This is a genomic window from Pseudomonas sp. NBB (assembly GCF_032701105.1).
GTDB classification, from domain to species: Bacteria; Pseudomonadota; Gammaproteobacteria; order Pseudomonadales; family Pseudomonadaceae; genus Aquipseudomonas; species Aquipseudomonas asiatica.
Map to the genome: position 1 here is coordinate 3,468,908 of NZ_CP103994.1, position 14,091 is coordinate 3,482,998.

13 protein-coding genes are annotated in these 14,091 nt (G+C 65.1%); 12 read left to right on the forward strand and 1 reads right to left on the reverse strand.

What is annotated here, in order from left to right; genetic code table 11:
* The first annotated feature begins 13 nt into the window (after positions 1 to 13).
* The 10 genes from NY023_RS16150 (at position 14) to NY023_RS16195 (ending at position 11,887) form a co-directional block, all read left to right on the forward strand.
* The gene (locus NY023_RS16150; RefSeq protein ID WP_013972985.1) at positions 14 to 766 is read left to right on the forward strand and encodes a transporter substrate-binding domain-containing protein; all 753 of its coding nucleotides are present in this window, start codon (positions 14 to 16) and stop codon (positions 764 to 766) included.
* Between the two features lie 172 nt (positions 767 to 938).
* Positions 939 to 1,658, forward strand: a complete 720-nt coding sequence (locus NY023_RS16155) for an ABC transporter permease (protein WP_004376260.1) — start codon at positions 939 to 941, stop codon at positions 1,656 to 1,658.
* Complete coding sequence (locus tag NY023_RS16160) at positions 1,655 to 2,365, forward strand: ABC transporter permease (protein WP_013972986.1); 711 nt, start codon at positions 1,655 to 1,657, stop codon at positions 2,363 to 2,365. Before NY023_RS16155 ends, NY023_RS16160 begins: the two co-directional genes overlap by 4 nt.
* Positions 2,366 to 2,381: 16 nt before the next feature.
* Complete coding sequence (locus NY023_RS16165; RefSeq protein WP_013972987.1) at positions 2,382 to 3,626, forward strand: NAD(P)/FAD-dependent oxidoreductase; 1,245 nt, start codon at positions 2,382 to 2,384, stop codon at positions 3,624 to 3,626.
* Between the two features lie 22 nt (positions 3,627 to 3,648).
* Positions 3,649 to 4,431, forward strand: a complete 783-nt coding sequence (locus NY023_RS16170; RefSeq protein WP_013972988.1) for an amino acid ABC transporter ATP-binding protein — start codon at positions 3,649 to 3,651, stop codon at positions 4,429 to 4,431.
* 421 nt (positions 4,432 to 4,852) lie between these two features.
* Complete coding sequence (locus tag NY023_RS16175; RefSeq protein ID WP_013972989.1) at positions 4,853 to 5,662, forward strand: gamma-glutamyl-gamma-aminobutyrate hydrolase family protein; 810 nt, start codon at positions 4,853 to 4,855, stop codon at positions 5,660 to 5,662.
* 449 nt (positions 5,663 to 6,111) lie between these two features.
* Positions 6,112 to 7,023, forward strand: coding sequence for a 5-dehydro-4-deoxyglucarate dehydratase (kdgD, locus tag NY023_RS16180; RefSeq protein ID WP_038409773.1), 912 nt, complete (start codon positions 6,112 to 6,114; stop codon positions 7,021 to 7,023).
* 104 nt (positions 7,024 to 7,127) lie between these two features.
* Positions 7,128 to 8,489 (forward strand): MFS transporter, encoded by a 1,362-nt coding sequence (locus tag NY023_RS16185; protein WP_015270698.1) that lies wholly within the window; start codon positions 7,128 to 7,130, stop codon positions 8,487 to 8,489.
* Between the two features lie 77 nt (positions 8,490 to 8,566).
* Positions 8,567 to 10,120, forward strand: a complete 1,554-nt coding sequence (gene garD, locus NY023_RS16190; protein WP_013972992.1) for a galactarate dehydratase — start codon at positions 8,567 to 8,569, stop codon at positions 10,118 to 10,120.
* Positions 10,121 to 10,306: 186 nt separating this feature from the next.
* Positions 10,307 to 11,887, forward strand: a complete 1,581-nt coding sequence (locus tag NY023_RS16195) for an aldehyde dehydrogenase (NADP(+)) (protein ID WP_013972993.1) — start codon at positions 10,307 to 10,309, stop codon at positions 11,885 to 11,887.
* 173 nt (positions 11,888 to 12,060) lie between these two features.
* Here the strand turns inward: NY023_RS16195 and NY023_RS16200 are convergent, their stop codons facing one another.
* Complete coding sequence (locus NY023_RS16200) at positions 12,061 to 12,810, reverse strand: FadR/GntR family transcriptional regulator (protein ID WP_013972994.1); 750 nt, start codon at positions 12,808 to 12,810, stop codon at positions 12,061 to 12,063.
* Between the two features lie 194 nt (positions 12,811 to 13,004).
* Here NY023_RS16200 and NY023_RS16205 point away from each other — a divergent pair, with 194 nt between their 5' ends.
* Both NY023_RS16205 and NY023_RS16210 read left to right on the forward strand, forming a co-directional pair.
* The gene (locus NY023_RS16205; RefSeq protein ID WP_031324318.1) at positions 13,005 to 13,655 is read left to right on the forward strand and encodes a DUF998 domain-containing protein; all 651 of its coding nucleotides are present in this window, start codon (positions 13,005 to 13,007) and stop codon (positions 13,653 to 13,655) included.
* A 74-nt stretch (positions 13,656 to 13,729) separates the two neighbouring features.
* Positions 13,730 to 14,059: a hypothetical protein gene (locus NY023_RS16210; RefSeq protein WP_023660807.1), complete on the forward strand. Its 330-nt coding sequence runs from the start codon at positions 13,730 to 13,732 to the stop codon at positions 14,057 to 14,059.
* Positions 14,060 to 14,091 lie beyond the last annotated feature (32 nt).

Below are 14,091 nucleotides of genomic sequence, written 5' to 3' on the forward strand. Positions count from 1 at the left end.
AATGAGGTGCGAGATGAAAAAGACCATGGCCTTGGTGGGTGCGTGCGCCCTGCTGCTGTCGGGTGCCGCCAGTGCCGAAACCCTGCGCTTCGCCACCGAGGGCGCCTACCCGCCCTTCAACTATGTCGACGCCAATAACCAGTTGCACGGCTTCGACGTCGACATCACCCATGCCCTGTGCGAGCAGATGAAAGTCGAGTGCACGCTGGTGGCCCAGGACTGGGAAGGCATCATCCCGGCGCTGATGGCACGCAAGTACGACGCGGTGGTCGCGTCGATGATCAATACCGAAGAACGGCGCAAGAAAATCGCCTTCACCGACCACTATTACCGCACCCCGCTGACCGTTGCCGTGGCCAAGGACAGCAAGATCAACGACGCCCAGACCACCTTCGACGGCTACACCGTTGGCGCCCAGTCGTCCTCCACCCAGGCCATCTACGCCGAAGACGTCTACGCCAAGGCCGGTGCCGATGTGAAACTGTACCCGACCATGGACGAAGCCAACGCCGACCTGGCCGCGGGCCGCCTGGATGGGGTGATTGCCGACAAATTCCCGCTGCATGAGTGGATGACCAAGAACGGCGGGGACTGCTGCAAGATCCTCGGTGACGTGGCCGACACCAAGGCCGATGCCGCCATTGCCGTGCGCAAGGACGACGAAGCCCTGCGCCAGCGCCTGAACACCGCGCTGCAGCAGATCGTCGCCAACGGCACCTACCAGAAGATCGCCAGCAAATACTTCGCTTTCGATATCTACAACTGATCTTCAGGAAGTTTTGCGCACCCCCTGTGGGAGCGGCCTTGCGTCGCGAAAGGGGCGCGCAGCGGCCCCGGCAATCTGTGCAGTTGCATGAATCCTGGGGCCGCTACGCAGCCCTTTCGCGACGCAAGGCCGCTCCCACAGAGATCGCACCTACCCGCCCAAGGGGTTTGTCATGCTCGATCAATTGTCCTTGCTGTCCTTCGCCAGTGGAGGCTGGGGCCAGGCGCTGCTGGCCGGCGCGCTGGTCACCGTTTCCCTGGCCCTGGCCTGCCTGCCCATCGGCCTGCCGCTGGGCCTGGTGGTCGCCCTTGCAGCACGCTCGCGCAAGCGCTTGCCGCGCGCCTGGGCCACCACCTTCTCCACCGTCTTCCGTGGCCTGCCCGAACTGCTGACGCTGCTGATCATCTATTACGGCTGCCAGATCGCCGCACAGAAAATTCTCGCAGCCATGGGCTACCAGGGTGAGTTCCTGATCAATACCTTCCTCGCCGCGATGATCGCCTTCAGCCTGGTGTTCGCCGCGTTCTCCAGCGAGATCTGGCTGGCAGCCTTCAAGACCCTGCCCAAGGGCCAACTGGAAGCCTGCTCGGCGCTGGGACTGAGCAAGCGCACCGGCTTCTTCAAGGTGCTGCTGCCGCAACTGACCCGCATCGCCCTGCCCGGCTTGTCCAACAACTGGCTGTCGCTGCTCAAGGACACCTCGCTGGTATCCACCATCTCGCTGGTCGACCTGATGCGCCAGACCAACCTGGCCGTCAGCGTGACCAAGGAGCCGATGTTCTTCTATGGCGTGGCCTGCCTGGGCTACCTGCTGTTCGCCGCCATTTCCGGGCGCGTGTTCGCCTTCATCGAACGGCGCAGCAACCGCCACCTGCAAGGAGCACGCGCATGAGCTTCGAACAACTGCTGGCGCTGATACTCGACCCCGACCTGCTGGACCGCTACGGCCCGCGCTTCCTCGATGGCCTGCTGGTAACGGCCAAGCTGGTGGCGATTTCCTTCAGCCTGGGTGCCGTGCTCGGCCTGTTGCTGGCCCTGGCGCGCATGTCGCGCAGCCTGTTGCTGCAGCGCATGGCCGCCGGCTATGTGTACTTCTTCCGCGGCTCGCCGCTGCTGGCCCAGCTGTTCCTTCTGTATTACGGCCTGGGTTCGCTCAAAGGCTTCTGGCAGGACGTCGGCCTGTGGTGGTTCTTCCGCGAGGCGTGGTTCTGCACCCTGCTGGCGTTCACCCTGAATACCGCCGCCTACCAGGCCGAGATCTTCCGCGGCAGCCTGATGGCCGTCGCCCCCGGCCAGTATGAGGCGGCGCGGGCGCTGAACCTGAAGCGCTCGACCACCTTTTTCAAGGTGATCCTGCCGCAGTCGCTGCTGGTGGCCATCGGCCCGCTGGGCAACGAATTGATCCTGATGATCAAGGCCAGCGCGATCGCCTCGCTGGTGACCATCTACGACCTGATGGGCGTGACCAAACTGGCCTTCTCGCGCAGTTTCGACTTCCAGATCTACCTGTGGGCCGCCGTGCTCTACCTGCTGATCGTCGAACTGGTGCGGCGCCTGCTGAAACACCTGGAAGCCCGCTTGGGCCGCCACCTGAACTGACCGAAGGATACGTTCCATGCATTGCCAGACCCTTGTCCTCGGCGCCGGCATCGTCGGCGTCAGCACCGCGCTGCACCTGCAGGCCCGCGGGCGCCAGGTGATCCTGATCGACCGCGACGAACCGGGCAGCGGCACCAGCCACGGCAACGCCGGGCTGATCGAGCGCTCCAGCGTGATCCCCTATGCCTTCCCGCGGCAACTGGGCGCACTGCTGCGCTACGGCTTGAACCGCCAGCCCGATGTGCGCTACAGCCTGCTGCACCTGCCCAAGGCCGCTCCATGGCTGTGGCGCTACTGGCGCCAATCGGCCCCCGGGCGCCTGGCCGGGGCCGCTGCCGATATGCTGCCGCTGGTGCAACGCTGCGTCGAAGAGCACGACGCATTCATTGCTGCCGCCGGCCTGGAAGGGCTGGTGCAGGCCAAAGGCTGGATCGAAGTGTTCCGTGACCCGGCGCTGTTCGAGCAGGCCAAGGCCGACGCCAAGGGCCTGAGCCGATATGGCCTGCAGTTCGAAATCCTCGAATGCGGGCAGTTGCAGGCCCGCGAGCACCAGCTGGACGCCAGCGTGGTCGGCGGCATTCACTGGCTCGACCCCAAGACCGTGAACAACCCCGGCGCCCTCACCCGCGGCTACGCCACCCTGTTCACGCAGCGCGGCGGGCAGTTCCTGCATGGCGATGCGCGCAGCCTGCGCCAGGTCGACGGCCAATGGCAGGTAGACAGCCGCCGCGGCCCGATCACCGCCAACGAGGTGGTGGCCTGCCTCGGCCCGCAGTCAGCCGACCTGTTCAGTGGCCTGGGCTACCAGATACCGCTGGCGATCAAGCGTGGCTACCACATGCACTACAGCACCCGTGACGGCGCGCAACTGGAGCATTCCATCTGCGACACCCAGGGCGGCTACGTGCTGGCGCCGATGGCCCGCGGTGTGCGCCTGACCACCGGCATCGAGTTCGACGCCAGCAGCGCGCCGGGCAACCAGATCCAGCTGGGCCGTTGCGAAGCCCTGGCGCGCAAGCTTTTCCCGGCCCTGGGTGAGCGCCTGGACGACACCCCCTGGCTGGGCCGCCGCCCGTGCCTGCCCGACATGCGCCCGGTGATCGGCCCGGCACCGCGCCACCCGGGGCTGTGGTTCAACTTCGGCCACGCCCACCACGGCCTCACCCTGGGCCCGGTCAGCGGCCGACTGGTGGCCGAACTGGTCACCGGCGAACGCCCCTTCACCGACCCCGCGCCCTACAGCGCGACCCGTTTCGACTGAACCCCTGCGGGAGAACAACAAGATGACCGCACCACTGAGCCTTGCCACCCTTGCCCCCGAACCCGACCCACGCCCGGTGCTGATCCGCATCGAAGGCCTGAACAAGCACTATGGCGCGTTCCACGTACTGCGCGACATCGACCTGCAGGTGCGCGAAGGCGAACGCATCGTGCTGTGCGGGCCGTCCGGCTCGGGCAAGTCGACCCTGATCCGCTGCATCAACCGCCTGGAAGTGGCCCAGCAGGGCAGCATCAAGGTGGATGGCATCGACCTGGCGGCCACCACCCGCGAAGCGGCGCAGGTGCGCAGCGACATCGGCATGGTGTTCCAGCACTTCAACCTGTTCCCGCACATGAGCGTGCTCGACAACTGCCTGCTGGCCCCCACCAGCGTGCGCGGCCTGTCGCGCAAGGACGCCGAGGAGCGGGCGCGCATGTACCTGAGCAAGGTCGGCATCGAAAGCCAGGCGCACAAGTACCCCAGCCAGCTGTCCGGCGGCCAGCAGCAGCGCGTGGCGATTGCCCGGGCGCTGTGCATGAAGCCGCGGATCATGCTGTTCGACGAGCCCACCTCGGCGCTTGACCCAGAGATGGTCGCCGAGGTGCTGGATGTGCTGGTGCAGCTGGCCGGCACTGGCATGACCATGCTTTGCGTCACCCATGAAATGGGCTTTGCCCGCCAGGTGGCCGAGCGGGTGCTGTTCCTCGAGGGCGGGCAGATCATCGAAGACAGCCCGCCGCAGGTGTTCTTCAACCAGCCGCGTACCGAGCGGGCCAAGGGGTTCCTGGCGCAGATACTGCACTGACACCTGTTCCGGCCTCTTCGCGGGCTCGCCCGCTCCCACAGGATCACCTCGGCCTTCGAGACCGGTGATCAAACTGTGGGAGCGGGCATGCCCGCGAAGAGGCCGGAACAGGCGACACCTTCATTGCACCGCTGCAAAGACCCAACTGCATCGTTAAATATTATTGACCTTACCCCCCGCCAAACCCACGCCACCACAGGCCCGCAACGGTTTCAGCCCCCCAAAAACCGGCGCATTCCCTGCCATCAAGCCCTGCTCCGTCGTTTGACATATCGAACGGCTCTGGCAAGCTATCTACAAGCCCCGACCGGAATCGTCGCCTCCGACGAGCCGGCAGTGCTCGGGGCTACAGGTTGCACCCATGGCCCCGCGCCGTGCACCTGCACAACAACGACAGGCCGAACCTGTCCCAAGGTGACATATGTCCAACAGCAACATTGGCAACAAGCAACCCTCCCTGCGCAAACCCGTCGTCCTGATGACCATGGGCAGCCAAGAGCGCAAAGGCCATGACTATCAGGTCATGACCCACAAATACATCACCCCGCTGGTCGAGTTTTCCGATTGCGTCCCGGTGCTGGTGCCCACCTGCTGCGGCATCGAAGACCTCGAGACCTATCTGGACATGGCCGACGGCGTGTACCTGACCGGCGCCGGCAGCAACATCGACCCGGCCCTGTACGGCCAGGAAAACGAGACCCCCGGCAAAGGCCAGGACCAGAACCGCGACCTGTTCGACATCCCGCTGGTCAAGGCCGCGATCAAGCGTGGCCTGCCGATCTTCGGCATCTGCCGTGGCATGCAGGAAATCAACGTGGCCCTGGGTGGCGACATCTACCAGAAGGTGTACGCCGAGCCAGGCTTCAACGACCACCGGGAAAACCCGGAAGACCCGGTCGAGGTGCAATACGCCCAGGTGCACGGCGTGAAGATCAAGCCGGACAGCTGGCTGCGTGACACCCTGGGTACCGACGAGATTCGCGTCAACTCGCTGCATGGCCAAGGCCTGCACAAGCTCGGCACCGGCATCGAGGCCATCGCCCACGCCGAAGACGGCCTGGTCGAGGCGATCCATGCCCCGAGCATCTCGCCATTCCTGTTCGCCGTGCAGTGGCACCCGGAGTGGCAAGCGGCGAAGAACCCGGATTCGATCAAGATTTTCCAGGCTTTCGGCGACGCTTGCCGGGCCCAGGTACGCAAGGCGCAGATCAAGCGCCAGCACGCTGCCTGACCCCAGTTTCCTCTGCTTTGATCGCGGGGCGGCGCAAGGCCGCCCTCGTTTTCCCCGGTCACCCTCTGCTGGTCCCAGAACACTTCCCGTGGAAACGGGCGGCGGGCTTGTGCCTGTCTCCGCGATCTTTTTTTCCTGCCCCATAAAGAGATACGATGACTGATCGCGATGGATCTGCCATCTGCGTCTCGTGCATCTCTTGTTGTCGCCTGTTCTGGCCTCTTCGCGGGTAAACCCGCTCCTACAGGGATCTCCGCAAATTTCAAGCGCGACGCGGTCCGTGTGGGAGCGGGTTTACCCGCGATGAGGCCAGCACAGGCAATAACACTCCTTCCGCCCCTCCACAAAAAAATCTCCCAAAGGGACTAGTCATCGTACAAGTTGTACGATAACTTACCTCAAACGCAAAACAACACCCTTCACCCAAGCGCCACAGGATGCCAACAACAATGACTCCACAAGAACTCAAATCCATCCTCTCCCACGGCCTGCTGTCTTTCCCGGTCACCGACTTCAACGCCCAGGGCGACTTCAACCCGGCTGGCTACGTCAAGCGCCTGGAATGGCTGGCCCCGTACGGCGCCAGCGCTCTGTTCGCCGCCGGTGGCACCGGTGAGTTCTTCTCCCTGGCTGCCAGCGAATACAGCCAGGTGATCAAGACCGCCATCGACACCTGCGCCAAGTCGGTCCCTATCCTTGCCGGCGTCGGTGGCTCCACCCGCCAGGCCATCGAATACGCGCAAGAAGCCGAGCGCCTGGGTGCCAAGGGCCTGCTGCTGCTGCCGCACTACCTGACCGAAGCCAGCCAGGAAGGTGTCGCCGCCCACGTCGAAGCCGTGTGCAAATCGGTAAACATCGGCGTAGTCGTCTACAACCGCAACGTCTGCCGCCTGAACGCCGACCTGCTGGAAAAACTGGCCGAGCGCTGCCCGAACCTGATCGGCTACAAGGACGGCCTGGGTGACATCGAGTTGATGGTGTCGATCCGTCGCCGCCTGGGTGACCGCTTCAGCTACCTGGGTGGCCTGCCGACCGCCGAGGTGTATGCGGCCGCCTACAAGGCCCTGGGCGTGCCGGTGTACTCCTCCGCCGTGTTCAACTTCGTGCCGAAGACCGCCATGGACTTCTACAACGCCATCGCCCGTGACGACCACGCCACCGTGGCCAAGCTGATCGACGACTTCTTCCTGCCGTACCTGGACATCCGCAACCGCAAGGCCGGTTACGCCGTGAGCATCGTCAAGGCCGGCGCCAAAATCGCCGGTTACGACGCCGGCCCGGTGCGTACTCCGCTTACCGACCTCACCGCCGACGAGTACGAAAAACTCGCCGCGCTGATGGACAAGATGGGCCCGCAGTAAGCGCCGCCCGCGGCCTGCCAGATGCCGCACCCGGAGTGGACCAGCCCCGCTCCGGTTACAATTCGTGAGCCCGCACAAAAATAACTAGTGGGAGTACTACCAGCATGCAAGCGACGAAGAAGACGCATGTGCGCTACCTGATCCTGTTCATGCTGTTCCTGGTGACCACGATCAACTACGCTGACCGCGCCACCATTGCAATCGCGGGTTCCAGCCTGCAGAAAGACCTCGGCATCGATGCCGTGACCCTCGGCTACATCTTCTCCGCCTTCGGATGGGCATACGTGGCTGGCCAGATTCCTGGTGGCTGGCTGCTCGACCGCTTCGGTTCCAAGAACGTCTACGCCTTCAGCATCTTCACCTGGTCGCTGTTCACCTTGTTGCAGGGCTTTGTCGGTGGCCTGCCGGTGGCCTGGGCGGTGGTGACCCTGTTCACCCTGCGCTTTTTGGTCGGTTTTGCCGAAGCCCCGTCGTTCCCCGGCAATGCGCGCATCGTCGCGGCCTGGTTCCCGACCCAGGAACGCGGCACCGCCTCGGCCATCTTCAACTCGGCGCAGTACTTCGCCACCGCATTGTTCGCACCGATCATGGGCTGGATCGTGTTCAGCTTCGGCTGGGAGCACGTGTTCGTGGTCATGGGCGCACTGGGCATCGTGTTCTCCATGGTGTGGCTGAAGACCATCTACAACCCGCGCCAACACCCACGTATCAGCCCGGGTGAACTCGAGCACATCGAGCAGAACGGCGGCCTGGTGGACATGGACCAGAAGCGCGGCAACGACGGCCCGAAATGGGGCTACATCAAGCAACTGCTGACCAGCCGCATGCTGCTGGGCGTGTACCTGGGCCAGTACTGCATCAACGCCATCACCTACTTCTTCCTCACCTGGTTCCCGGTGTACCTGGTACAGGAGCGCGGCATGACCATCCTCAAGGCCGGCTTCATCGCCTCGCTGCCGGCGGTCTGCGGCTTCATCGGTGGTGTGCTGGGCGGGGTGATCTCCGACTGGCTGCTGCGCCGCGGCAACTCGCTGACCTTCTCGCGCAAGCTGCCGATCGTCTGCGGCCTGCTGCTGTCGACCACCATGGTGTTCTGCAACTACGTCGACGCCGAGTGGATGGTGGTCGGCTTCATGACCCTGGCGTTCTTCGGCAAAGGCATCGGCGCGCTGGGCTGGGCGGTGGTCGCCGACACCTCGCCGAAACAGATCGCCGGGCTGTCGGGCGGGCTGTTCAACACCTTCGGCAACATCGCCTCGATCACCACGCCAATCGTGATCGGCTACATCATCAGCGCCACGGGTTCGTTCAAGTGGGCCTTGGTGTACGTCGGCGCCAACGCCCTGGTGGCGGTGTTCAGCTACCTGGTGATCGTCGGCCCGATCAAGCGCATCGAGCTGCGTGAAAGCCCAAAGCCTGACGCCGAGCCAGCGGCCGGCAGCGAACTGGCCGGCTCGCGCCACTGAGTGAACACGCCCGCGGCGGCCACCCCGCCGCGGGCGGATGTACAAAAGCCTGAGAACCTGACAAGTAGGGCCCGAACATGCAGTTGATCGAACATTCCGACTCGCCCCGCTACGTCCGCCTGCACGACGATGACAATGTCGTGGTGGTGGTCAATGATGGCGGCCTGGGCGAAGGCGCCCGCTTCGCCGACGGCCTGACCCTGGTCGAGGGCGTGCCACAGAGCCACAAGGTAGCCACCGTAGCCATCGCCAAGGGCGAACCGGTGCGCCGCTACGGGCAGATCATCGGCTACGCGCTGGAAGACCTGCGCCAGGGCAGCTGGGTGCAGGAAAGCCAACTGGCCATGCCGGCCGCGCCGGAGCTGGACAGCCTGCCACGCTGCGACGCCGTCCCGCAGCCGCTGCCGCCGCTCGAAGGCTTCACCTTCGAAGGCTACCGCAACGCCGACGGCACCGTCGGCACCCGCAACATCCTCGGCATCACCACCACCGTGCAGTGCGTGGCCGGCGTGCTGGAGCATGCGGTAAAGCGCATTCGCAGCGAGTTGCTGCCCAAGTACCCCAATGTCGATGACGTGGTGGCGATCACCCACAGCTACGGCTGCGGGGTGGCGATCAACGCGCGCGATGCCTACATCCCGATCCGCACGGTGCGCAACCTGGCGCGCAACCCCAACCTGGGCGGTGAGGCCCTGGTCATCAGCCTGGGCTGCGAAAAGCTGCAGGCCGGCCAGGTGATGCACGACAACGACCCGTCGGTGGACCTCAGCGACCCGTGGCTGTACCGCCTGCAGGACGCCAGCCTGGGCTTTGTGGAAATGATCGAACAGATCATGCAACTGGCCGAGACCCGCCTGAAGAAACTCGACCAGCGCCGCCGCGAAAGCGTGCCGGCCAGCGAACTGATCCTGGGTATGCAGTGCGGAGGCAGCGATGCCTTTTCGGGCATCACCGCCAACCCGGCGCTGGGCTACGCCGCCGACCTGCTGGTACGCGCCGGCGCCACCGTGCTGTTCTCGGAGGTGACCGAAGTGCGTGACGCCATCTACATGCTCACCTCGCGGGCGGAAAACCAGGAGGTCGCAGACGCCCTGGTGCGCGAAATGGACTGGTACGACCGCTACCTGCAGCAAGGCGCCGCCGACCGCAGCGCCAACACCACGCCGGGCAACAAGAAAGGCGGCCTGTCGAATATCGTCGAGAAGTCGCTGGGGTCGATCGTCAAGTCCGGTAGCGGCGCCATCCAGGGCGTGCTCGGCCCGGGCGAGCGGGTCAACCGCAAAGGCCTGATCTTCTGCGCCACCCCGGCCAGCGACTTTGTCTGCGGCACCCTGCAACTGGCTGCCGGGATGAACCTGCATGTGTTCACCACTGGCCGCGGCACCCCGTACGGCCTGGCCATGGCGCCGGTGGTCAAGGTATGCACCCGCAGCGAGCTGGCCCAACGCTGGCCCGACCTGATCGACATCGACGCCGGGCGCATCGCCAGCGGCCGCTCGACCATCGAGGAGCTGGGCTGGGAGCTGTTCCACTACTACCTGGACGTGGCCAGCGGCCGCAAGCAGACCTGGGCCGAACAGCATCGCCTGCACAACGACATCACCCTCTTCAACCCGGCACCGATTACCTGATGCCAAGGGCTTGCCCGACTCAATATTGCAACGCGGTCCCTGTGGGAGCGGGTTCACCCGCGAACACCGGCAATGCCGGTGCCATACACCGAGTTGCCTGCTTCGCGGGTGAACCCGCTCCCACAGGGTCCGAGCAAACGCCTCAAGCACGTTCTCTTCATTCACTACTCTCTACAGGAGCACCCCATGCCTGAAATCCTCGGCCACAACTTCATCGCCGGCCAGCGCAGCGCCGCTGGCCCGCAGCGCCTGCAGAGCCTGGACGCCAGCACCGGCGAGGCCCTGCCCTACAGCTTCGCCCAAGCCACCGAAAGCGAAGTGGACCAGGCCGCCAAGGCCGCGGCCGCCGCTTTCGCCGAATTCCGCCAGCTGGCCCCGGCGCGGCGCGCCGAATTCCTCGACGCCATCGCCGCCGAGCTGGACGAACTGGACGACGCCTTCGTCGCCATCGTCTGCCGTGAAACCGCCCTGCCCCCCGCCCGTATCCAGGGCGAGCGCGGCCGCACCAGCGGCCAGATGCGCCTGTTCGCCCAGGTGCTGCGCCGTGGTGACTTCCTCGGTGCGCGCATCGACCTGGCCCTGCCCGAGCGCCAGCCCCTGCCACGCGTGGACCTGCGCCAGATGCGCATCGGCGTCGGCCCGGTCGCCGTGTTCGGCGCCAGCAACTTCCCGCTGGCCTTCTCCACCGCCGGTGGCGATACCGCTGCGGCCCTGGCCGCCGGTTGCCCGGTGGTGTTCAAGGCCCACAGCGGCCACATGGCCACCGCCGACCTGGTTGGCTGTGCCATCCAGCGCGCCGCCGAGCGCACCGGCATGCCCAAGGGCGTGTTCAACATGGTGTTCGGTGGCGGCGTCGGCGAGTGGCTGGTCAAGCACCCGGCCATCCAGGCGGTCGGCTTTACCGGCTCGCTGAAAGGCGGTGACGCCCTGTGCCGCATGGCCGCCGAGCGCCCGCAGCCGATCCCGGTGTTCGCCGAGATGTCCAGTATCAACCCGGTCATCATCCTGCCGGGCGCCCTGGCCAAGCGTGGCGAAGCCATCGCCCGAGAACTGGCCGGTTCGGTGAGCCTGGGCGCAGGCCAGTTCTGCACCAACCCGGGCCTGGTGATCGGCCTGCAGTCGCCGCAGTACAGCCAACTGCTGGCCGAGCTTGGCCAGCACCTGAGCCAGCAAGCCGGCCAGACCATGCTCAACGCAGGTGGCCTGCGCAGCTACGTCGGTGGCCTGGAGCACCTGCACGCCCATGCCGGTATCGAGCACCTGGCCGGCCAGGCGCAGGCAGGCAGCCAGGCGCGCGCCCAACTGTTCAAGGCCGATGCCCGCCTGCTGGTGGCGTCTGACCCGCTACTGCAGGAAGAAGTGTTCGGCCCGACCACTGTTGCCGTGGAAGTGCAGGACAACGATCAGTTGCGCGCCGCCCTGCTCGGCCTGCGCGGCCAGCTGACCGCGACCCTGATTGGCGAGCCGGAAGACCTGCAGGCCTTCGCCTGGCTGGTCCCCCTGCTGGAAGAGAAGGTCGGGCGGATCCTGGTCAACGGCTACCCGACCGGTGTCGAGGTGTGTGATGCGATGGTGCACGGCGGGCCTTACCCGGCCACGTCGGATGCGCGCGGCACATCGGTCGGCACCCTGGCCATCGACCGCTTCCTGCGCCCGGTGTGCTACCAGAACTACCCGCAGGCGCTGTTGCCTGAGGCACTGCGCGACGGCAACCCGCTTGGGCTGCGCCGGCTGGTGAATGGCCAGTGGAGTGAGGGCGCGATCTGATCGCCCCTTGAAACCAGAAAGCCCCGCGGATGGCGGGGCTTTTCTTTTGGCTGTACCGGCCTCTTCGCGGGTAAACCCGCTCCTACAGGGACCGCGCCGTACTTACAGGTAATGGATAACCTTGTGGGAGCGGGTTTACCCGCGAAGAGGCCAGGTCAGGCAACAGAGAAGCCTCAGGCCCCCTGCGCCTCGGCCTCTGCATGCGCCTGGCGCAAGCGCTCGCGGCTGTTGCTCAGGTGCATGCGCATGGCCATCTTCGCCCCTTCGCTATCACGCCGGGCGATGGCTTCGTAGATCGCCTCGTGCTCATGCATCAGCCGGCTCATGTAGTGCGCCTGGTCATCATGGGCCAGCCGCGCCGAGTTCAACCGGGTACGCGGGATGATGCTGGTGCCCAGGTGGTTGATGATGTCGGCGAAGTAGTGGTTGCCGCTGGCCTGGGCAATGCGCAGGTGGAACTGGAAATCCGCCGACACCGCATCCGTGGCGTGGGCAGCCCCTTCGTTGAGTTCGTCCAGCGCCGCACGCATGCCGGTCAGCTCTTCATCGCTGCGCCGCTGCGCCGCCAAGCCCGCCGATTCGATCTCCAGGGCAATGCGCAACTCCAGCACCGCCAACACTTCGCGCAGGGTGACCACGGTCGCCGGGTCGATACGGAAACCACCCGTGGCTGGCGCGTCCAGCACGAAGGTACCGATGCCGTGGCGGGTCTCGACCTGCCCGGCAGCCTGCAGCCGCGAGATCGCTTCACGCACCACCGTGCGGCTGACACCCTCTTCGGCCATGATCTGCGATTCGGTCGGCAGCTTGTCGCCGCGCTTGAGCTGGCCGCTGCGAATGCGCTCGGTCAGCACCGTGACCAGTTCCTGGGCCAGACTGCGCGGCTTGCGCCGGGTCTTTGCCTGTACCTGCTGCTCTGTCATTGCCCTGTATTTCACCTTGAAAGACAGCGCTCATCATAGCGCAAGCAGTTGTACGATCACATACACGCAGTGCGGTATTTCTCGGCGTCCGCAGGCGACACGCAGCCCTGAACGAAACACTGGAATGCTGGCGCCTCGCAGTTGCAACGCTGTACTGTGCGGTTTTACGCTCATCCATGGAAGGAAAACACCGCATGAAACCCCTCGACCGCTTGTTGCTAGCCAGTGGCCTGTTGATCCCCTTCTGGCTGCTGGCAGGCGTATGGTTCACCGCCCTGGCCTACCCCGGCTACGACCACCTGCAACAGGCCATGAGCCAGCTCGGCGCCGTCGGTTCGCCGACCCAGAACTGGTCGCCGTTGGTCAACAACTTCCCCCTTGCCATGCTGTTCACCCTGTTTGCCTGGGGCCTGGCGCGGCGCTGGCGTGGTTCGAAGCTGGCATTGCTGAGTGCGGCGCTGGTGCTGTTTCATGGTCTGGGCAGCCTGGGTACCGGCTGGTTTCCTTGCGACCAAGGTTGCGCTCCGGCGCAGCCTTCCCCTTCACAGCAGCTACACAACCTGTCCGGCTTGCTGATGTTCCTTTCGCTGACCCTTGCAAGCGCACTGTGGGCCTGGTTGGGCAATCGCATTGCCGGCTCCAGGGCACTGGGGCTGTTTTCCCTGGCTTGCGTGGTGCTGGCGATCGTGACCGTCGTACTCATGGGCAAGGCAGCGCAAAGCGGCCAATGGTTCGGCCTGTACCAGCGCCTGAACTACGGCGTATCGGTGATCTGGGTCGCCAGCCTGGCCTGGACCAGCCTGCGCACACACCGCGCCAGCCCGTTGCGGATGGCAACAACCTGACGGCAATTTGCTGGCCCCCGGTAACTGCTTGTGAAGGCAAACTTCGTTTTCCTTCAGATGCTTAGGACAGCAACATGCGAGTACTTCTAGCAACGATGGCCGGCTGCCTGCTAGCCACGCTCGCTTTCGGCGCCCAGGCACGGGCGCTGAGCCAGAACGATCGCCACACTTGCGGTTGGGGCGCGCAGATAGCCGCCGAGGCGCAGCAGGCCAAGCTTTCCGGGGTAACCCTGTATGCCACGCGCAAGAAGCTGCAGGCGCGCAAATTCCCCAAACCGTGGATGCGCATGACCGCCTTCGGCATTACCGAACAGACCTACAACAGCCGCTCGCGGCTAAAGCCTGCAGCGATCAAGCAGACCTATTACGAGCAGTGCGTGCAACATGCGGTAGCAAGGCGATAACGATTGCCCGCGTACCCTGTGGGAGCAACTGT